Here is a 19,356-nt window from a genome sequence, read left to right on the forward strand (position 1 = left end):
GATTTACGTTCCGCTAGAGTAGGACGTTGCCAGGCAAATCGTATGGATGCGATGAGCCGATATCGAGACCGCAAGGTCTCTTTTTTTATGCTTAAAAAATCAAACCGAAGGTTTAATGATATATGTATAATGCTTTACGAAGAGAAAGCGTTTGAAGCTGATGAGTTGAGAAAATTGAGAAGCGAGTTTAGTAGAGCTAAAAGAGCAAGCAATTTTAGAAAAGGAAGAAAGATGCGGGCGCTTGCCTCGAAGTAAAGTAAGGTTCTTAGCGCGATGGTAGCTGATTTACGTTCCGCTAGAGTAGGACGTTGCCAGGCAAATCGTATGGATGCGATGAGCCGATATCGAGACCGTAAGGTCTCTTTTTTTTATGCTTAAAAAATCAAACCGAAGGTTTAATGATATAAATGTATAATGGCTTTACGAAGAGAAAGCGTTTGAAGCTGATGAGTTGAGAAAATTGAGAAGCGAGTTTAGTAGAGCTAAAAGAGCAAGCAATTTTAGAAAAGGAAGAAAGATGCGAGCGCTTGTCTCGAAGTAAAGTAAGGTTCTTAGCGGCGATGGTAGCCGATTTACGTTCCGCTAGAGTAGGACGTTGCTAGGCAAATCGTATGGATGTGATGAGCTGATATCGAGATCGAAAGGGCTCTTTTTTTATGCTTAAAATTAAAAGACCATAAATTTCAGCTTTATATTCTGAAATAAAATATTCGACAAATAAAATAATTGAGTTGCTTTACTTCATTAATTTACTTGCATAAACTGTAATTAAAGGAGTGCTAAAAATGATAATTAGAGCATTAGAAGAAACAGATTTACAATTTGTACATCATCTAAATAATGAATATACGATTATGTCTTATTGGTTTGAAGAGCCATATGAGTCATTAAGTGAATTAAAAACGTTGTATCAAAAACACATTTTAGATGAATCAGAAAGACGATTTATTATTGAAGATAACCAAACATCTATTGGTGTAGTAGAGCTAGTAGAAATCAATTTTGTACATAGAAATTGTGAAATTCAAATTATTATAGACAGTCAATATGGTAATAAAGGATATGCTAAAAAAGCATTTAAAATGGCGATTGATTATGCCTTTTTAGTCTTGAACTTGAATAAAGTATATCTCTATGTAGATGTGAATAATGAAAAAGCCGTGCACATATATAAAAAGGCAGGCTTTACTATTGAAGGTGAATTAAAAGAACACTTTTATACACAAGGGAAGTACAAAGATTCTTATGTTATGGGGTTATTAAAAACGAAGTGGATTGAGCAACGTAATGGCGATGATGATTTATCGCAAGTGCGCTAAATCTGTTAGAAAGTGTGTATAGTATGGAACTTCCAATTTTTGAAAAATTATCTCAATTGGTTAATGAAAAGGCTATTTCATTACACGTACCTGGTCATAAAAATGGGACAATTGGCCGTATAAAAAATTTAGACTTTAAAATGGATATGACCGAAATTACTGGTTTAGATGATTTACATCACCCTGAAGATATCATATTGCAAAGTATGCAGCATTGTCGTAAACATCCAGACTATAATGCCTATTTCTTAATTAATGGTACAACATCAGGTATTTTATCAGTGATACAATCCTTTTCAAAAAGAAACGGGGACTATTTAATTAGTCGTAATGTTCACAAGTCCGTCTTTCACGGCTTAGATATTGTACAACAACCTGCGGATATACTTGCGATGACTAAAAGTAGGGATAGTGATCAATACTTAGGTCCAGACGTACATAATATGAAGTTTAATCATCAAAAGTTAGCAATTGTCACATATCCAAATTATTATGGTGAATGTTTTGATATTAATGAATTTGTTGATAGGGCACATAGTGAAGCAATCCCAGTATTAGTTGATGAAGCCCATGGTGCCCATTTTAACTTAGACCATTTTCCTAAGTCGGCGCTAGAAAGTGGTGCGGATTATGTGGTGCAGTCTTATCATAAAACGTTGCCTGCGCTCACGATGGGTTCCATATTATTTATTCATAAAAATGCCCCGTTAAAAGATGAAATAGTTCGATATTTAGGGTATTTTCAAACGTCAAGTCCATCGTATTTAGTTATGGCTAGCCTTGAACTCGCACACCAATTTTATGTTGATTATGATAGTTCCATATTTCTGGAAAAAAGAAAGCAACTTATAGATACATTAAATAAGACTGGATTAACTACAGTCTGTGTGAGTGATCCTTTAAAATTATTAATTCAATATCCGGGATATTCTGGGTTTGAAATACAAACATGGTTTGAAAAATTAGGTATATATGTTGAATTAGCTGATGATAAGCAAGTGTTGCTTGTGTTGCCACTATGGCATGAAGATGATACGTATCCATTCGAAGCATTATTAAACAAGATCACTTATTTGAACTTGCCAGTACGGTCAACACATAAACCAATGTCGTCGATTCAACTTCCAGTCGATGAAGGTAAGTATTTCCCTAGTGAGAATGGTGAGGTAACATGGATGCATATTGATCATGCTGAGCATAGCATTTTAGCAGCGCATATTATACCGTACCCACCGGGAATTCCTGTTTATTTAAAAGGGGAAAGAATAACCCGAAATATGATAAAATTAATGCGAGAATACCTTCAAAAAGGTGATAAAGTTGAAGGTATAAAAAATGAAAAAATATTAGTTAAGGATGAATGAAATGTCGGCATTTATAACGTTTGAGGGTCCTGAGGGTTCAGGTAAGACAACTGTATTGCAACGTGTGTCTGAAAAGTTAGCACAGGATTATCAATTAATTGCTACTAGAGAACCAGGTGGTGTGCCAACTGGTGAAGAAATACGTAAGGTGGTATTGGAAGGTGCAAATATGGATATTCGCACGGAAGCAATGCTATTTGCTGCATCAAGAAGAGAGCATCTAGTAGAAAAAGTTGTGCCTGCGTTGAAAGATGATAAAATTGTCTTATGTGATAGATATATTGATAGTTCTCTTGCATATCAAGGTTATGCAAGGGGTATAGGTATTGAAGAAGTGAAACAATTAAATGACTTTGCAATTAATGGACTTTATCCAGATTTAACGGTTTATTTAGACATTACGGCTGAAGTGGGTAGAGATAGAATTCTCAAAAACCAACGAGATCAGAATCGACTTGATAAAGAAGATATTGCGTTTCACGAGAAGGTGATTGAAGGATATCGACAAATCATTCAAGAAACACCTGAACGTTTTGCAGTAGTAGATGCGACACGTCATATTGATGATGTAGTCAATGAAACTTATGAGATAATCTTAAAATTTTTAAAATAATTATGATATAATAACTAGAAGAGGTGTTTTAAGATGAAAATGATTATAGCGATCGTTCAAGATCAGGATAGTCAGGAACTTTCAGACCAACTCGTAAAAAATAACTTTAGAGCTACAAAATTAGCAACGACTGGTGGATTTTTAAGAGCCGGTAACACTACTTTCTTATGTGGTGTAGATGATGATCGTGTAGATGATATTTTATCAGTTATCGATCATACTTGTGGTAATAGAGATCAACTTGTTTCACCAATGACACCAATGGGTGGTAGTGCAGATTCATACATACCATATCCTGTTGAAGTGGAAGTGGGAGGCGCTACAGTATTTGTAATGCCAGTCGAATCATTCCATAGATTTTAATAAATAAATTTTAAAACAATGAAAATGAAATTAAGACACCTTAGATGAATATACAATATTCGAGGTTGGGACAAAACGGCTTATGCTCTGGGACACTAATGCATGGTGTTTAAAGGCAGGTTTAGTAAACTCATTTGCAACATGTTACGTTGTAGAGAAGCGTGATTCGACAAAATTTGAGTCATAATGTTGCTTATTAATGAGTTTGCCTAAATTCTAAATGCTTTGGTCCTAACCTCTTTTTATATTATAAAGTTGAATAAGGAGTAAGCAAGCATGGATGAACAACAAAAATTAGCGAATGCGTATCATTCAAATAAACTATCGCACGCCTATTTGTTTGAAGGTGATGATGCTCAATCAATGAAGCACGTCGCGATGGAATTTGCAAAACTTATTCTATGTAATGGGAATCAACAATGTGAAATGAAAGTAGAAACGTTCAACCAACCAGATTTCATGTATGTGTCATCTGAGGAGAATTCAATTAAGAAAGAACAAATTGAACAATTGGTTCATCGAATGAATCAATTACCAATTGAAGGCACACATAAAGTTTATATTATTGAGGACTTTGAAAAGCTTACTGTTCAAGGGGAAAATAGTATATTAAAATTTTTAGAAGAGCCTCCTGAGAATACGATAGCCATTTTGCTATCAACGAAGCCAGAACAAATTCTCAATACAATTCATTCACGTTGTCAGCATGTTTATTTTAAACCAAGTGATAAACAGCACTTTATAGATAGATTAGTTGAAGAAGATATCAATAGAGCTGTAGCGGAAATGTTAAGTAGCTATACTACCCAACTCGAAACAGCTAAAGGTTTAAATGAAGAACATGATTTAGTCGCACTTAGGAAAGTAATCTTACATTGGTGTGAGTTATTATTAACAAATAAACCTATGGCGTTAATAGGAATAATAGAATTATTAAAACATGCTAAAAGCAGAAAGTTACAATCTCTAACGTTAGCAGCGGTAAATGCATTTTTTGAAGATATTATGCATGCCAAAATAGGGATTGATCATCATTTTATATACTCAGATTTAAAAGGTAACATAGAAAAATATGCGAGCCAGTTATCGTTAAATCAAATTATTATCATGTACGATCAAATTACAGAAGCGCACAAAAAATTAATGCAAAATGTTAATCCGACGCTTGTATTTGAACAAATAGTAATCAAAGGTGTGAGTTAGAATGCCAAATATCGTAGGTGTCCAATTTCAAAAAGCTGGGAAATTGGAATATTATGCGCCTAAAGATTTAGACGTAAATGTGAATGATTGGGTTGTTGTCGAATCTAAACGTGGCATTGAAATTGGGAGTGTTAAGTTCCCGCCTAAAGACGTTGAAGATGGTGATGTTACATTACCTTTAAAAGAAATTATACGTGTTGCTACTGATCAAGATATCGAAACATATTATCAAAATGATAGAGATGCAACCGATGCATTACAGTTATGTAAAGACTTAGTTAAAGAACAACAGTTGGATATGCGATTAGTTAATTGCGAATATACATTAGATAAATCAAAAGTGATTTTTAATTTTACAGCAGATGATCGCATTGATTTCCGTAAACTCGTGAAACATTTAGCTCAAAATTTAAAAACGCGTATTGAGTTAAGACAAATTGGTGTTCGAGATGAAGCGAAATTATTAGGTGGTATCGGTCCATGTGGACGTTCGCTATGTTGTGCAACGTTCTTAGGGGATTTTGAACCGGTTTCAATCAAGATGGCTAAAGACCAAAACTTATCTTTAAATCCAACTAAAATTTCCGGTGCTTGTGGTCGATTAATGTGTTGCTTAAAATATGAAAATGATTTCTATGAAGAAGCAAGAGCACAATTGCCTGATTTAGGTGATAAGATTGTGACACCTGAAGGTAAGGGACAAGTTATCGGATTAAATATTTTAGACATCTCAATGCAAGTTAAAATCGATGGTTTAGAACAACCATTAGAATATAAAATGGAAGAATTAGAAGCTTTTAATTAAGGAGGCACGTTACTTTTGAACCGCAATGACCTATTTGAAAAAGTTGTAAGACTTGAAAGTAATGTTAATCAATTAAATCAAGAAATGAGTGAATTGAAAGCATTATCTATCCAACTTATTGAAGAAAATGTTGCATTACAAGTTGAAAATGATAACTTAAAATCATTAATGGCTAAGAGCGAACAAGACGTTGAAGCGGTCAAAGTTGCTAGCCGTGTTGAAAAAGACAACAAACCAGTGAGTAAGGAAAAAGATAATAAAAGTTCAATTAAACATGTAAAGAAACCATTACCAAGTAAGGATAATCTCGCCGTATTATATAGTGAAGGCTTCCACATTTGTAATGGAGAACTATTTGGTAAGCATCGCTATGGTGAAGATTGTTTACTATGTATGAATGTGTTAAATAGTTAGACCTTTGGCATACGTTTAGTGCTAATGGCTTGAAGGTACGTTGTTAAGATACATTGTAATTGCTTAAAACGTACGTTAATGATGAGGGATGGATTTCAACACTTTGAAATATATTGATGTGTTGCAAAGACATCTCTTTTTTAGGAGAAAACAGACCATGTTAAAAGTTAATGAGCGTATTGATGACTTATTTAAGGAAAATTTGAAAATTATTCAAAATGACGATGTGTTTTCATTTTCAACTGATGCATTATTGTTGGGGCATTTTACTGAAGTTAGAAAAAATGACAAAATACTTGATCTATGTGCTGGAAATGGTGTGATTGCACTCTTGTTATCCGCTAAGGGCTCACAACCTATAGAGAGTATTGAGATACAAGAACAGCTCGTTGATATGGCGCGTCGCAGTTTCGAATATAATCGTTTAAACGATCGATTGCTAATGCATCATATGGATTTAAAAGAAGTGTATCAAAATTTCAAACCATCGCAGTATACATTAGTTACGTGTAATCCACCCTACTTTAAAACGAATCAACGCAATCAGCATCAAAAGGAAGCACATAAAATAGCAAGACATGAGGTTAAGTGTACATTAGAGGATTGTATGATGGCGGCACGTCATTTATTAAAGCAAGGTGGCCGACTCATGATGGTTCATCGAGCTGAAAGGTTGATGGATGTCTTAACCGAAATGCGTAACGCGAGTATAGAACCCAAACGTGTAGTATTTATTTATAGTAAAATAGACAAATCAGCTGTTACGATAGTGGTAGAGGGACGTAAGAATGGTAATCAAGGGTTAACCATTGCACCACCTTTTTACATCTATAACAACCAGGGTGACTATACTGATGAGATGAAAGAGGTATATTATGGCTAAGCATTATGTATACATTGTTAAATGCAAAGATGATTCATTATATACAGGTTATACTACAAATGTAGAAGCACGTATTGCGACGCATAATGCAGGAAAAGGTGCTAAATATACAAAAGTAAGACGCCCGGTAGTGTTAGTTTATCAAGAAATGTTTGATTCAAAATCAGAAGCCATGCGCAGAGAATATGAAATTAAAACATTTACAAGACAACAAAAATTAAAAATGATTGGGGAGCGTTAAACATGGCGACATTATATCTAGTAGGGACGCCTATTGGTAACCTAGGTGATATTACTTTTCGGGCAATTGAAACTTTGAATCATGTTGATTTCATAGCTTGCGAAGACACACGAGTGACTAAAAAGCTTTGCAATCATTATGATATTCAAACCCCTTTAAAATCGTATCATGAACATAATAAAACGCAACAAACGACATATTTAATTGATCTATTAAATGAAGGGTACAATGTTGCATTAGTGTCTGATGCAGGTTTACCTTTAATAAGCGATCCAGGTTATGAATTAGTAGTTGCTGCCCATAATCATGATATTCATGTCGAAACGGTACCTGGACCTAACGCTGGATTAACTGCGTTGATGGCAAGTGGCTTACCATCTTATACGTATACTTTTTTAGGCTTTTTACCTAGAAAAGAAAAAGAAAAGATCGTGATATTACAGGAAAGAATGTATCAAGATAGCACTTTAATTATTTATGAATCTCCTTTCCGAGTAGTTGAAACATTAAAAGCCATTGCGAAAATTGATGCGACTAGACGCGTTGCAGTTGGTCGTGAATTAACGAAAAAGTTCGAACAAATTGTCATGCAAGATGTTGAACACTTATTACACGCATTTCAACAAGATGAAATTATGCAAAAAGGTGAATTTGTTATTTTGATTGAGGGCGCTAAGCCTCTTGAAACTGAACAATGGTTTGAATCATTGACCATATCTGAACATGTTGAACATTATATGTCAGAACAAAAGATCAAGCCTAAAAAAGCAATTAAGTTAGTTGCGGAAGACCGTCATATGAAAACTGGAGAGGTTTATGACATATACCACAATGTTAACGAATGATGTAGCAAAATTAGACACATCGGTTGATTATTTTTTCAAGGGAATTAGGCTATGAAAATCTTAGAAATCACCCATAAATTAATGAATTTATGGTAATGTTAATAGGATACGACACTAGAAAATGGATATGCGTTATAATGATAAATAACTAAATATTAAAGGAATATCGTGATGCGTTTAAGTATCAAAATGTATAAAAACAAATCGTAAGTATATAGTATTATTTTGTAAATGATGAGGAGGACTATTGATGGCGAAAGAAACATTTTATATTACAACCCCAATTTATTATCCAAGTGGTAATTTACATATCGGTCATGCATATTCAACGGTAGCAGGTGATGTGATTTCACGTTACAAACGTATGCAAGGTTATGATGTTCGTTACCTTACTGGTACAGATGAACATGGCCAAAAAATTCAAGAAAAAGCCCAAAAAGCAGGTAAAACTGAATTAGAGTATTTAGACGAAATGATCAGTGGTATTAAAAAGCTTTGGAGTAAACTAGAAATTTCTAATGATGACTTCATCCGTACGACAGAAGAACGCCATAAACAAGTAGTTGAAAAAGTATTTGAGCGTCTTTTGAAACAAGGTGACATTTACCTTGGTGAGTATGAAGGATGGTATTCGGTACCTGATGAAACATACTATACTGAGTCACAATTAGTAGAACCTGTATATGAAAATGGCAAAATCGTTGGGGGTAAAAGCCCGGATTCTGGTCATGAAGTTGAATTAGTTAAAGAAGAAAGTTATTTCTTTAATATTAATAAATATACAGATAAATTATTAGCGTTTTATGATGCTAATCCAGATTTCATTCAACCACCTTCAAGAAAGAATGAAATGATTAATAACTTTATTAAACCAGGTTTAGAAGACTTAGCCGTATCACGTACATCATTTGACTGGGGTGTTAGAGTTCCATCAAATCCTAAACACGTTGTATACGTATGGATTGATGCACTCGTAAACTATATTTCTTCATTAGGTTATCTATCAGATGACGATGCATTATTCCAAAAATATTGGCCAGCAGATGTACATTTAATGGCGAAGGAAATTGTACGTTTCCACTCAATTATTTGGCCGATTTTATTAATGGCGTTAGACCTACCACTTCCTAAAAAGGTATTTGCACATGGTTGGATTTTGATGAAAGACGGTAAAATGAGTAAATCTAAAGGTAACGTTGTCGATCCAAACGTATTAATCGACCGCTATGGTCTTGATGCAACACGCTACTATTTAATGCGCGAATTACCATTTGGTTCAGATGGTGTGTTCACACCTGAAGCTTTTGTAGAGCGTACAAACTATGATTTAGCGAACGATTTAGGTAACTTAGTGAATCGTACGATTTCTATGATCAATAAGTACTTCCAAGGTGAATTACCTGCTTACGAAGGACCAAAACACGAGTTAGACGAAGATATGGAAGCAATGGCACTTGAAACAGTGAAACACTTCAATGAAAGTATGGAAAGTTTCCAATTCTCTGTGGCATTATCAACGGTATGGAAATTGATTAGTCGTACGAATAAATATATTGATGAGACGACACCATGGGTATTAGCTAAAGATGAAACTCAAAAGGATATGCTTGGTAACGTTATGGCACATTTAGTTGAAAATATTCGATATGCTGCAGTGTTATTACGTCCATTCTTAACACATGCACCTAAAGAAATCTTCAACCAATTAAATATTAATGAACCTGAATTGTTTGAATTAGAAAGCCTTGAGCAATACGGTGCATTGAAACAACCTATTATGGTAACTGAGAAACCAACACCAATCTTCCCACGTTTAGATACTGATGCGGAAATAGCATATATTAAAGAATCTATGCAACCTCCAAAATCTGAAGAATCTAAAGAAGAAGCGGAAGTACCAAGTAAAGCACAAATTGATATTAAAGATTTCGACAAAGTTGAAATTAAAGCGGCAACTATTACAGATGCTGAAAATGTTCCAAAATCTGATAAATTACTAAAAATTCAAATCGATTTAGGCTCAGAACAACGACAAATTGTTTCTGGTATTGCTAAATTCTATCGTCCAGAAGATATTATTGGTAAAAAAGTAGCAGTAGTTACAAACTTAAAACCAGCAAAATTAATGGGCCAAAAATCTGAAGGAATGATTTTATCAGCTGAAAAAGACGGTGTTTTAACATTAGTTAGCTTGCCAAGTGCAATTCCAAATGGTGCAGTTATTAAATAGTAATAAAGTGTAAAATGAGGAGAGATAAAATGTTAATCGATACACATGTCCATTTAAATGATGAACAATATGCAGAAGATTTAACTGAAGTCATTTCTCGTGCGAGAGAAGCAGGTGTTGACCGTATGTTTGTTGTTGGTTTTGATACACCGACAATTGAACGTGCGATGACATTAATAGATGAATATGATTTTATTTATGGCATTATTGGTTGGCACCCTGTTGATGCTATTGATTTCACAGATGAACGTTTACAATGGATTGAACAATTAGCACAACATCCTAAAGTCATTGGTATAGGAGAAATGGGATTAGACTATCATTGGGATAAATCTCCAGCTGATGTTCAAAAAGATGTGTTTAGAAAGCAAATTGCGCTCGCTAAAAGGGTAAACTTGCCTATTATTATTCACAATCGTGAAGCGACGCAAGATTGTGTCGATATATTGATGGAAGAGCATGCTGAAGAAGTAGGCGGCATTATGCATAGCTTTAGTGGTTCTCCTGAAATCGCAGATGTGGTTATTAATAAATTAAATTTCCATATTTCTTTAGGTGGTCCAGTTACGTTTAAGAATGCTAAGCAACCTAAAGAGGTCGCAAAACATGTACCTATGGATAGATTATTAGTTGAAACAGATGCGCCTTATCTTTCACCTCATCCATACAGAGGTAAACGTAATGAACCTGAACGTGTGACTTTAGTTGCACAACAAATTGCTGAATTACGTGGAATGACATATGAAGATGTATGTCGTCAGACTACCGAAAATGCTGAACGTTTATTTAAATTAAAATAATATGATATGTCTGAGAAAGATGTTAAACCGTGTCTGTCATGGTATGATTTTAGCAACATGACACACGGCATCTTTCTCATTTTTTATATGATGAGCAGTTATAATATATGTGAAATGAATTTGAAAGGTAAGGATTTTTATTATGAAAATCAATGAATTTATCGTCGTAGAAGGTAGAGATGATACAGAACGTGTAAAGTCGGCTGTTGAATGTGACACGATTGAAACAAATGGTAGTGCTATTAATAAAGAAACGTTAGCAGTCATCCAAAATGCACAAGAAACAAGAGGGGTGATTGTATTAACGGACCCTGACTTTCCAGGTGATAAAATACGACACACGATTACAGAACATGTTTCGGGCGTTAAACATGCGTATTTAGATCGAGAGAAGGCTAAAAATAAGCGTGGTAAAATTGGCGTTGAACATGCAGATCCCCAAGATATTAGAGATGCCTTAATGCATGTCAGCTCTCCTTTTGAAGAAGCGGAAGAGTCAATTGACAAAAGTGTGCTGATTGATTTAGGTTTAATCATCGGCAAAGATGCACGTCGTAGAAGAGACATATTAGGTCGTAAGTTACACATTGGACATTCAAACGGTAAGCAGTTATTGAAGAAACTTAATGCATTTGGTTATACAGAAGCAGATGTGCGCGAAGCATTATCTATGGAAAAGGAGAGTGAATAAAAGGTGGAGAGAAAAGATATTGCGACACCTTCACGAACGCGAGCGTTGTTAGATCAATTTGGATTTAACTTTAAAAAAAGTTTAGGACAAAACTTCTTAGTAGATGTTAATATCATTCATAAAATTATAGATGCGAGTCAAATTGATGACCATACAGGTGTGATTGAAGTGGGACCTGGTATGGGGTCTTTAACAGAACAATTAGCGAAGCGTGCTAAAAAAGTGATGTCATTTGAAATAGACCAACGGCTGATACCAGTTTTAAAAGAAACGTTAGCGCCTTATGACAATATTACGATTATTAACGAGGATATATTGAAAGCAGACATTGCTAAAGCGGTTGAAACATATCTAAGTGATTGTGACAAAATCATGGTCGTAGCTAATCTGCCGTATTATATAACAACACCAATTCTACTGAACTTAATGCAACAAGATATTCCGATTGATGGCTATGTTGTGATGATGCAAAAAGAAGTGGGAGAACGTTTGAATGCGCAAGTAGGAACGAAATCGTATGGCTCATTATCTATTGTCACACAGTACTATACTGAAACAAGTAAAGTGTTAACTGTGCCTAAATCTGTATTTATGCCACCACCTAATGTAGACTCCATAGTGGTTAAATTAATGCAAAGAGAAACGCCACTCGTTCACGTGGATAATGAAGAAGCGTTCTTTAAATTAGCTAAAGCAGCGTTTGCACAAAGACGTAAAACAATTAATAACAATTATCAGAACTTCTTTAAAGATGGAAAGCAGCATAAAGAAAGTATATTAAAATGGCTTGAACAAACAGGTATTGATCCTAAAAGACGTGGAGAAACGCTATCAATACAAGATTTTGCACGATTGTATGAAGAAAAGAAAAATTTCCCAGAATTAGAAAATTAAATTGTTGACAAAGCGCGACTACATTGATAAAATTTAAATTTTGTTTGACAAAACACCTCGAAATATGGTATTATGTAACTTGTAGCGAGGTGGAGCAATATGCCAAAATCAATTTTGGACATCAAAAATTCTATTGATTGTCACTTAGGAAATCGTATTGTACTAAAAGCCAACGGTGGTCGTAAAAAAACAATCGAACGTTGTGGTGTGTTAAAAGAAACATATCCTTCAGTATTTGTTGTTGAATTAGACCAAGATAAGCATAATTTCGAAAGAGTTTCGTATACATATACGGATGTTCTTACAGAGAACGTACAAGTTTCATTTGAAGAAGATAATCATCAAGAAGTAGTTGCACACTAATTTAGAGATAAATATAGAGTGGTTTAGTGTACTTCAACTCTATAATTAAAATGTATTGGGTGTTGGGCTTATTAAGTTCAACGCTCTTTTTTTGTAGCCTTATAAAGGTTGTTTAAAATGTGGACTACAAAATGTGTCCAATCTTAATCATTTTACTTCAAAATAATAGAATTTCATCAGAAAACGTATATTAGCAGATTAAAATGATTGTTTTATTAAGATTTTACATAAATTTGTCATGTATCTATCAAATATTTTTAGTCTTTGTGTTAAAATCATCTTATTACTATTGATGAAGAGAGGGCGGAAAAATGATATATGAAACGGCACCAGCCAAGATAAATTTGACGCTCGATACACTTTTCAAAAGAAATGACGGATATCATGAAATTGCGATGATTATGACGACTGTTGATTTAAATGATCGTTTGTCTTTTCAAAAAAGAAAAGATAAAAAAATTGTTGTTGATATTGAACATAACTATGTTCCAAACGATCATAAAAATTTAGCTTATCGTGCAGCACAATTGATGATGGAGACGTATGATTTAAAAGCAGGTGTAACCATCACTATAGATAAAGATATTCCTGTTTCTGCCGGATTAGCAGGAGGATCGGCTGATGCAGCTGCTACAATGCGTGGCATTAATCGTCTGTTCAATTTAGATAAATCACTACATGAATTGAGTGAGTTGGGTATTCAAATTGGGACAGATATTCCATTTTGTATTTATAACAGAACTGCAGTATGCAAAGGTAGAGGTGAGAAGATACGCTTCTTAAAAAAGCCTCCTTCAGCTTGGGTTGTGTTGGCGAAGCCTAATTTAGGTATATCATCTCCAGATGTATTCAAGGCGTTGGATTTGGATGACACACATCATGTTGATACAGAAATGTGTGAACAAGCGATTGTTAACGGTAATTATCAACAGTTGTGCCAAAGTTTATCGAATCGTTTAGAACCAGTGTCGATGTCAATGCATCCTGAAATTAGAAAAATAAAGAATAATATGTTGCAGTGTGGTGCAGATGGCGCGCTTATGAGTGGCAGTGGACCGACCGTATATGGACTTGCACAAAAAGAAAGCCAAGCGAAAAAATTATATAATGCTGTAAATGGCTGCTGTAATGAAGTGTATTTAGTTAGATTATTAGGATAGAAGGGTTGAACAACAATGAGGTATAAAAGAAGTGAACGTATCGTCTTTATGACACAGTATTTAATGAACCATCCAAATCAGTTAGTACCTTTAACTTTTTTTGTGAAAAAATTCAAACAAGCCAAATCTTCAATTAGTGAAGATGTTCAAATCATTAAAAATACTTTCCAAAAAGAAAAATTAGGTACAGTTATTACGACAGCAGGCGCTAGTGGCGGTGTAACCTATAAACCGATGATGAGCAAAGAAGAGGCGTCAGAGATTATTGATGAAATTATTGAGCTACTTCAAGAGAAAGAACGATTATTACCGGGTGGCTATCTGTTCTTATCAGATTTAGTCGGAAACCCTTCTTTACTTAATAAAGTTGGCAAATTAATTGCTAGCATTTATATGGAAGAGGACCTTGATGCGGTTGTGACAATCGCTACAAAAGGGATATCACTTGCCAATGCGGTAGCGAACGTATTAAATTTACCTGTAGTAGTAATTAGAAAAGACAATAAAGTTACTGAGGGATCTACTGTATCGATTAACTATGTGTCAGGCTCTTCTCGTAAAATCGAAACGATGGTACTTTCTAAACGTACGTTAGCCGAAAATTCTAATGTACTCGTCGTTGATGATTTTATGAGAGCAGGGGGTTCAATTAATGGCGTTATGAATCTGATGAATGAGTTTAAGGCACACGTTAAAGGGGTATCTGTACTTGTAGAATCAAAAGAAGTTAAACAAAGATTGATTGAGGATTATACTTCTTTAGTTAAATTATCTGATGTAGATGAATACAATCAGGAATTTAAAGTAGAACCTGGCAATAGTTTGTCTAAATTTTCTTAAAAGGAGTTTTTACATCATGAAAATGATTAACACTAACAAAGCACCAGAAGCTTTAGGACCATACTCACATGCTATGGTTGTGAATAATTTAGTATTTACATCTGGACAAATCCCATTAGATACTGAAGGGAATATTGTCAGTGATGATGTGAAAGAACAAACAAAACAAGTGCTAGACAATTTGTCTGTAGTACTTGAAGAAGCTGGTTCGGATTTAAACTCAGTTGTGAAAGCAACCATCTTTATCTCCGATATGAATGAATTTCAACAAATAAACGAAGTATATGGTAGTTATTTCAGCGAACATCAACCAGCACGTAGTTGTGTTGAAGTTGCACGCTTACCTAAAGACGTTAAAGTTGAAATTGAAGTTGTAGGTAAAGTAAAAGGAATATAATTTCCTTGATTAGAGAATTGTCAAGCTTCTAACAAACAAAGATATATATACTAGGGGGCTCACTACATGAAAGTGACAGATGTTAGACTTAGAAAAATACAAACAGATGGCAGAATGAAAGCACTTGTTTCAATTACATTAGATGAAGCTTTTGTAATTCATGATTTACGTGTAATTGAAGGAAACTCAGGTCTTTTCGTTGCAATGCCAAGTAAACGTACACCAGATGGTGAATTCCGTGATATCGCGCATCCAATTAACTCTGATATGAGACAAGAAATTCAAGATGCCGTTATGAAAGTATATGACGAAACAGATGAAGTTATTCCAGATAAAAACGCTTCATCAGAAGATTCAGACGAAGCTTAAATAAACCATACATTCATAGCAGGTTCAACATGAAATGTGTTGAACCTGCTTTTTTAAGTTGTGAAATGTATGCTAAAATATTCAAGTTGTGTATACATATTTTTGAAAATTTAAATAGACTAAATGATAAAACCTTCTAAATCTTGAAACTCGAACTTGAGTTAAATTATAATAAATTAGAAGTGTAAAATTTATTGGAGGGTTACCATTCATGCAAAGAAATGCGGTAATATTAGCAGCTGGAAAAGGTACTAGAATGAAATCAAATAAATATAAAGTACTACATGAAGTTGCAGGGAAATCAATGGTAGAACATGTGTTAACAAATGTTAAGCATGCTGGTGTGAACCAAATCGTGACAATCGTTGGTCACGGTGCTGAAGATGTTAAAGCAACTTTAGGAGATCAATCATTATATAGTTATCAAGAAGAACAATTGGGAACAGCGCACGCAGTAAAGATGGCCAATGAGCATTTAGAAAATATGGAAGGCACAACATTAGTTGTTTGTGGAGATACACCACTTATCACTGCACATACGTTGCAGAAGTTAATTGAGCATCATGAAAGTACGCATGCACAAGCGACAGTATTATCAGCAACTGCTCAAATTCCATTTGGTTACGGTCGTATTGTTCGAGATGAGGCGCACAGATTACAACGTATCGTTGAAGAAAAAGATGCGACAAAAGAAGAAAAGGCATTAACTGAAATTAGCTCAGGTATTTTTGCATTCGATAACCAAGTGCTTTTTTCTAAATTAGCGGAAGTTAAAAATGATAACGCGCAAGGAGAATATTACTTGCCTGATGTGATTACTTTAATCTTAGAAGATGAAGGTATTGCAGAAGTCTATCATACTGATGATTTTAATGAAATTATGGGTGTAAATGATCGTGTGATGTTAAGTAATGCTGAAAAAGCGTTACAACAACGTATTAATATTGCGCACATGAGAAATGGTGTAACGATTATTGACCCTACAACTACATTTATTGGTCCGGATGTTAAGATTGGTATGGACACAATTATTGAACCTGGTGTGCGAATTAATGGTGACACAACAATTGGAGAAGAAACTGTTATTGGACAATATTCTGAAATCAACAATAGTCGTATTGGCGCACATGTTGATATCAAACAATCAGTGATTAATGACGCTGTTGTGGGTGATAAAACAAAAGTGGGTCCATTTGCGCAATTAAGACCGGGTTCTAACTTAGGTTCAGAAGTGAAAGTCGGCAACTTTGTAGAAGTGAAAAAAGCAGACCTTAAAGATGGTGCTAAAGTATCTCATTTAAGTTATATCGGAGATGCTGAAATCGGTGAACGTACGAATATTGGTTGTGGTTCAATTACTGTAAATTATGATGGTGTAAACAAATTCAAAACGGTTGTTGGTAAAGATGCATTTATTGGTTGTAATACTAACTTAGTAGCACCTGTAACTGTAGGTGATGGCGTATTAATTGCTGCAGGATCTACAATTACGGACAACGTACCTAATGAAAGTTTAGCGCTTGCGCGTGCCCGTCAAATCACAAAAGAGGGCTATCTTAAAAAGTAAGTTTTTGATAGAATTTCGTATCTCTTTTCTACAATTTTTTGTTGAACATAGTAAAAACGATTGATTTTTTATATAATGAGAGTGTCTAAGTTAAAAATTGGAGGACTATAAATGTTAAATAATGAATACAAGAATTCATCTTTAAAGATTTTTTCTTTAAAAGGAAACGAGCCATTAGCACAAGAAGTAGCTGATCGAGTAGGGATTGAATTAGGGAAATGTTCTGTAAAACGCTTCAGTGATGGAGAAATTCAAATCAATATTGAAGAAAGTATTCGTGGATGTGATGTCTTCATTATCCAACCAACTTCAAATCCGGTTAATTTACACTTGATGGAGCTATTGATTATGATCGATGCATGTAAACGTGCATCAGCAGCTAACATCAATATTGTGGTTCCATACTATGGCTATGCACGACAAGATAGAAAAGCACGTAGCCGTGAACCTATTACAGCTAAATTAGTAGCGAACTTAATTGAAACAGCTGGCGCTAATCGCATGATTGCTTTAGATTTACATGCACCACAAATTCAAGGATTCTTTGATATTCCAATCGACCACTTAATGGGTGTACCTATCATTGGTCAACATTTTGAAAACGACCCTAACATTGACCCAGAAGAATGTGTTGTCGTATCACCTGACCATGGTGGTGTAACACGTGCACGTAAACTTGCCGACATTTTAAAAACTCCGATTGCAATTATTGATAAACGTCGTCCTAAACCAAACGTGGCAGAAGTAATGAATATTGTTGGTGAAATTGAAGGACGTACTGCGATTATTATTGATGATATTATTGATACAGCGGGAACAATTACATTAGCTGCACAAGCGCTTAAAGATAAAGGTGCTAAAGATGTTTATGCATGTTGTACACACCCAGTGTTATCAGGCCCTGCAAAAGAACGTATCGAAAATTCAGCAATTAAAGAATTAATCGTTACAAACTCAATCTTACTTGATGACGCTCGTAAGCCATCAAATACAAAAGAATTATCCGTTGCTGGTTTATTAGCACAAGCAATTATCCGCGTTTATGAACGTGAATCAGTCAGTGTATTATTTGACTAAAGTTTACAAATGCGTTTGACTTATATATTTTAAGCGTGTATAATACATTCGTTCGTGGTTTTACGAACTAATAAACACTTGCAAGCAACTTATAAAGTTGATGGGTAAGTGAAGGGAAGTCCAGAACTTAAGATTCTCACGATAATAAGTATCTAGACTTGAAAATGAAAGGTGGAAATACGAATGGCTTCATTAAAGTCAATCATCCGTCAAGGTAAACAAACACGTTCTGACCTTAAAAAATTACGTAACACAGGTAAAGTACCTGCAGTAGTTTATGGTTATGGTACTAAAAATACTTCAGTTAAAGTTGATGAAGTTGAATTCATCAAAATCATCCGTGAAGTAGGACGTAACGGCGTTATCGATTTAGGCGTTGGTTCTAAAACAATTAAAGTTATGGTGTCTGATTATCAATTCGACCCACTTAAAAACCAAATTACGCACATCGACTTCTTAGCAATCAACATGACTGAAGAACGTACTGTTGACGTACCAGTTCACTTAGTAGGTGAAGCTGTTGGCGCTAAAGAAGGCGGCGTAGTTGAACAACCATTATTCGACTTACAAATTACAGCAACTCCAGAAAATATCCCTGAATCAATTGAAGTAGACATTACTGAATTAGAAGTTAATGATAGCTACTCAGTTGCAGATATTAAAGTTTCTGGTGATTTCACAATTGAAAATGACCCAGAAGAATCTGTTGTAACAGTAGTTCCTCCAACTGATGAACCTACTGAAGAAGAAGTTGAAGCTATGGAAGGTGAATCAGCAACTGAAGAACCTGAAGTAGTTGGTGAAGACAAAGAAGATGACGAAGAAAACAAAGACGAAGAATAATTCGTTGAATGTTATCTTTAATCATTTAGGATAAAACATAATATAAGGCTACAATGCTAAATCGCAGTAGCTAAA

23 protein-coding genes are annotated in these 19,356 nt (G+C 34.7%); all 23 read left to right on the forward strand.

Going from position 1 to position 19,356, the window contains the following annotated elements; translation table 11 throughout:
• Positions 1 to 255 (forward strand): hypothetical protein (locus AK212_RS13725; protein WP_222149261.1); only part of this gene is annotated, 255 nt, incomplete at its 5' end.
• Between the two features lie 530 nt (positions 256 to 785).
• On the forward strand, positions 786 to 1,319 hold the full coding sequence (locus tag AK212_RS11910; protein WP_053031283.1) for a GNAT family N-acetyltransferase: 534 nt from the start codon (positions 786 to 788) through the stop codon (positions 1,317 to 1,319).
• A gap of 23 nt (positions 1,320 to 1,342) precedes the next feature.
• Positions 1,343 to 2,683 (forward strand): aminotransferase class I/II-fold pyridoxal phosphate-dependent enzyme, encoded by a 1,341-nt coding sequence (locus AK212_RS11915; RefSeq protein WP_053031286.1) that lies wholly within the window; start codon positions 1,343 to 1,345, stop codon positions 2,681 to 2,683.
• 1 nt (position 2,684) lies between these two features.
• The gene (gene tmk, locus AK212_RS11920; protein WP_053031288.1) at positions 2,685 to 3,296 is read left to right on the forward strand and encodes a dTMP kinase; all 612 of its coding nucleotides are present in this window, start codon (positions 2,685 to 2,687) and stop codon (positions 3,294 to 3,296) included.
• Between the two features lie 33 nt (positions 3,297 to 3,329).
• Positions 3,330 to 3,659 carry a cyclic-di-AMP receptor gene (locus AK212_RS11925; RefSeq protein WP_011276778.1) on the forward strand — a complete coding sequence of 110 codons (330 nt, stop codon included), beginning with the start codon at positions 3,330 to 3,332 and terminating at the stop codon, positions 3,657 to 3,659.
• Between the two features lie 276 nt (positions 3,660 to 3,935).
• The gene (locus tag AK212_RS11930) at positions 3,936 to 4,862 is read left to right on the forward strand and encodes a DNA polymerase III subunit delta' C-terminal domain-containing protein (protein WP_053031290.1); all 927 of its coding nucleotides are present in this window, start codon (positions 3,936 to 3,938) and stop codon (positions 4,860 to 4,862) included.
• A gap of 1 nt (position 4,863) precedes the next feature.
• The gene (locus tag AK212_RS11935; RefSeq protein WP_053031292.1) at positions 4,864 to 5,667 is read left to right on the forward strand and encodes a PSP1 domain-containing protein; all 804 of its coding nucleotides are present in this window, start codon (positions 4,864 to 4,866) and stop codon (positions 5,665 to 5,667) included.
• A 15-nt stretch (positions 5,668 to 5,682) separates the two neighbouring features.
• On the forward strand, positions 5,683 to 6,081 hold the full coding sequence (gene yabA, locus AK212_RS11940; protein WP_053031294.1) for a DNA replication initiation control protein YabA: 399 nt from the start codon (positions 5,683 to 5,685) through the stop codon (positions 6,079 to 6,081).
• A 157-nt stretch (positions 6,082 to 6,238) separates the two neighbouring features.
• On the forward strand, positions 6,239 to 6,964 hold the full coding sequence (locus tag AK212_RS11945) for a tRNA1(Val) (adenine(37)-N6)-methyltransferase (RefSeq protein WP_053031297.1): 726 nt from the start codon (positions 6,239 to 6,241) through the stop codon (positions 6,962 to 6,964).
• The gene (locus AK212_RS11950) at positions 6,957 to 7,205 is read left to right on the forward strand and encodes a GIY-YIG nuclease family protein (RefSeq protein WP_053031299.1); all 249 of its coding nucleotides are present in this window, start codon (positions 6,957 to 6,959) and stop codon (positions 7,203 to 7,205) included. The genes AK212_RS11945 and AK212_RS11950 overlap by 8 nt, the downstream gene beginning before the upstream one ends.
• Positions 7,206 to 7,207: 2 nt before the next feature.
• A complete protein-coding gene (rsmI, locus tag AK212_RS11955; RefSeq protein WP_053031301.1) occupies positions 7,208 to 8,050 on the forward strand; it encodes a 16S rRNA (cytidine(1402)-2'-O)-methyltransferase in 843 nt (280 codons plus the stop codon).
• Between the two features lie 250 nt (positions 8,051 to 8,300).
• Positions 8,301 to 10,280 (forward strand): methionine--tRNA ligase, encoded by a 1,980-nt coding sequence (metG, locus tag AK212_RS11960; RefSeq protein WP_053031303.1) that lies wholly within the window; start codon positions 8,301 to 8,303, stop codon positions 10,278 to 10,280.
• A gap of 29 nt (positions 10,281 to 10,309) precedes the next feature.
• A complete protein-coding gene (locus AK212_RS11965; RefSeq protein ID WP_053031305.1) occupies positions 10,310 to 11,080 on the forward strand; it encodes a TatD family hydrolase in 771 nt (256 codons plus the stop codon).
• Between the two features lie 142 nt (positions 11,081 to 11,222).
• Positions 11,223 to 11,771 carry a ribonuclease M5 gene (rnmV, locus tag AK212_RS11970; protein WP_053031307.1) on the forward strand — a complete coding sequence of 183 codons (549 nt, stop codon included), beginning with the start codon at positions 11,223 to 11,225 and terminating at the stop codon, positions 11,769 to 11,771.
• Between the two features lie 3 nt (positions 11,772 to 11,774).
• Positions 11,775 to 12,665, forward strand: a complete 891-nt coding sequence (rsmA, locus tag AK212_RS11975; RefSeq protein ID WP_053031309.1) for a 16S rRNA (adenine(1518)-N(6)/adenine(1519)-N(6))-dimethyltransferase RsmA — start codon at positions 11,775 to 11,777, stop codon at positions 12,663 to 12,665.
• 99 nt (positions 12,666 to 12,764) lie between these two features.
• Positions 12,765 to 13,028: a biofilm formation stimulator Veg gene (gene veg, locus AK212_RS11980; protein ID WP_011276767.1), complete on the forward strand. Its 264-nt coding sequence runs from the start codon at positions 12,765 to 12,767 to the stop codon at positions 13,026 to 13,028.
• 311 nt (positions 13,029 to 13,339) lie between these two features.
• A complete protein-coding gene (gene ispE, locus AK212_RS11985; protein ID WP_053031311.1) occupies positions 13,340 to 14,188 on the forward strand; it encodes a 4-(cytidine 5'-diphospho)-2-C-methyl-D-erythritol kinase in 849 nt (282 codons plus the stop codon).
• A 15-nt stretch (positions 14,189 to 14,203) separates the two neighbouring features.
• Positions 14,204 to 15,028, forward strand: a complete 825-nt coding sequence (gene purR, locus AK212_RS11990; RefSeq protein WP_053031313.1) for a pur operon repressor — start codon at positions 14,204 to 14,206, stop codon at positions 15,026 to 15,028.
• 16 nt (positions 15,029 to 15,044) lie between these two features.
• Positions 15,045 to 15,425 carry a RidA family protein gene (locus tag AK212_RS11995; RefSeq protein ID WP_053031315.1) on the forward strand — a complete coding sequence of 127 codons (381 nt, stop codon included), beginning with the start codon at positions 15,045 to 15,047 and terminating at the stop codon, positions 15,423 to 15,425.
• Between the two features lie 66 nt (positions 15,426 to 15,491).
• On the forward strand, positions 15,492 to 15,794 hold the full coding sequence (gene spoVG / locus AK212_RS12000) for a septation regulator SpoVG (RefSeq protein WP_011276763.1): 303 nt from the start codon (positions 15,492 to 15,494) through the stop codon (positions 15,792 to 15,794).
• A 211-nt stretch (positions 15,795 to 16,005) separates the two neighbouring features.
• Complete coding sequence (gene glmU / locus AK212_RS12005; RefSeq protein WP_053031317.1) at positions 16,006 to 17,361, forward strand: bifunctional UDP-N-acetylglucosamine diphosphorylase/glucosamine-1-phosphate N-acetyltransferase GlmU; 1,356 nt, start codon at positions 16,006 to 16,008, stop codon at positions 17,359 to 17,361.
• Positions 17,362 to 17,472: 111 nt separating this feature from the next.
• On the forward strand, positions 17,473 to 18,438 hold the full coding sequence (locus AK212_RS12010) for a ribose-phosphate diphosphokinase (RefSeq protein WP_053031319.1): 966 nt from the start codon (positions 17,473 to 17,475) through the stop codon (positions 18,436 to 18,438).
• Between the two features lie 183 nt (positions 18,439 to 18,621).
• Entirely contained in the window at positions 18,622 to 19,281 is a 660-nt protein-coding gene (locus AK212_RS12015; protein ID WP_053031321.1) for a 50S ribosomal protein L25/general stress protein Ctc, read from the forward strand.
• The last annotated feature ends 75 nt before the right edge of the window (positions 19,282 to 19,356 follow it).

This window comes from Staphylococcus borealis (assembly GCF_001224225.1).
GTDB classification, from domain to species: Bacteria; Bacillota; Bacilli; order Staphylococcales; family Staphylococcaceae; genus Staphylococcus; species Staphylococcus borealis.

Coding starts and splice junctions, on each gene's coding strand:
- AK212_RS11910 (WP_053031283.1), top strand. CDS start 786: ATGATAATTAGAGCATTAGAAGAAACAGATTTACAATTTGTACATCAT.
- AK212_RS11915 (WP_053031286.1), top strand. CDS start 1,343: ATGGAACTTCCAATTTTTGAAAAATTATCTCAATTGGTTAATGAAAAG.
- tmk (WP_053031288.1), top strand. CDS start 2,685: ATGTCGGCATTTATAACGTTTGAGGGTCCTGAGGGTTCAGGTAAGACA.
- AK212_RS11925 (WP_011276778.1), top strand. CDS start 3,330: ATGAAAATGATTATAGCGATCGTTCAAGATCAGGATAGTCAGGAACTT.
- AK212_RS11930 (WP_053031290.1), top strand. CDS start 3,936: ATGGATGAACAACAAAAATTAGCGAATGCGTATCATTCAAATAAACTA.
- AK212_RS11935 (WP_053031292.1), top strand. CDS start 4,864: ATGCCAAATATCGTAGGTGTCCAATTTCAAAAAGCTGGGAAATTGGAA.
- AK212_RS11945 (WP_053031297.1), top strand. CDS start 6,239: ATGTTAAAAGTTAATGAGCGTATTGATGACTTATTTAAGGAAAATTTG.
- AK212_RS11950 (WP_053031299.1), top strand. CDS start 6,957: ATGGCTAAGCATTATGTATACATTGTTAAATGCAAAGATGATTCATTA.
- rsmI (WP_053031301.1), top strand. CDS start 7,208: ATGGCGACATTATATCTAGTAGGGACGCCTATTGGTAACCTAGGTGAT.
- metG (WP_053031303.1), top strand. CDS start 8,301: ATGGCGAAAGAAACATTTTATATTACAACCCCAATTTATTATCCAAGT.
- AK212_RS11965 (WP_053031305.1), top strand. CDS start 10,310: ATGTTAATCGATACACATGTCCATTTAAATGATGAACAATATGCAGAA.
- rnmV (WP_053031307.1), top strand. CDS start 11,223: ATGAAAATCAATGAATTTATCGTCGTAGAAGGTAGAGATGATACAGAA.
- veg (WP_011276767.1), top strand. CDS start 12,765: ATGCCAAAATCAATTTTGGACATCAAAAATTCTATTGATTGTCACTTA.
- ispE (WP_053031311.1), top strand. CDS start 13,340: ATGATATATGAAACGGCACCAGCCAAGATAAATTTGACGCTCGATACA.
- purR (WP_053031313.1), top strand. CDS start 14,204: ATGAGGTATAAAAGAAGTGAACGTATCGTCTTTATGACACAGTATTTA.
- AK212_RS11995 (WP_053031315.1), top strand. CDS start 15,045: ATGAAAATGATTAACACTAACAAAGCACCAGAAGCTTTAGGACCATAC.
- spoVG (WP_011276763.1), top strand. CDS start 15,492: ATGAAAGTGACAGATGTTAGACTTAGAAAAATACAAACAGATGGCAGA.
- glmU (WP_053031317.1), top strand. CDS start 16,006: ATGCAAAGAAATGCGGTAATATTAGCAGCTGGAAAAGGTACTAGAATG.
- AK212_RS12010 (WP_053031319.1), top strand. CDS start 17,473: ATGTTAAATAATGAATACAAGAATTCATCTTTAAAGATTTTTTCTTTA.
- AK212_RS12015 (WP_053031321.1), top strand. CDS start 18,622: ATGGCTTCATTAAAGTCAATCATCCGTCAAGGTAAACAAACACGTTCT.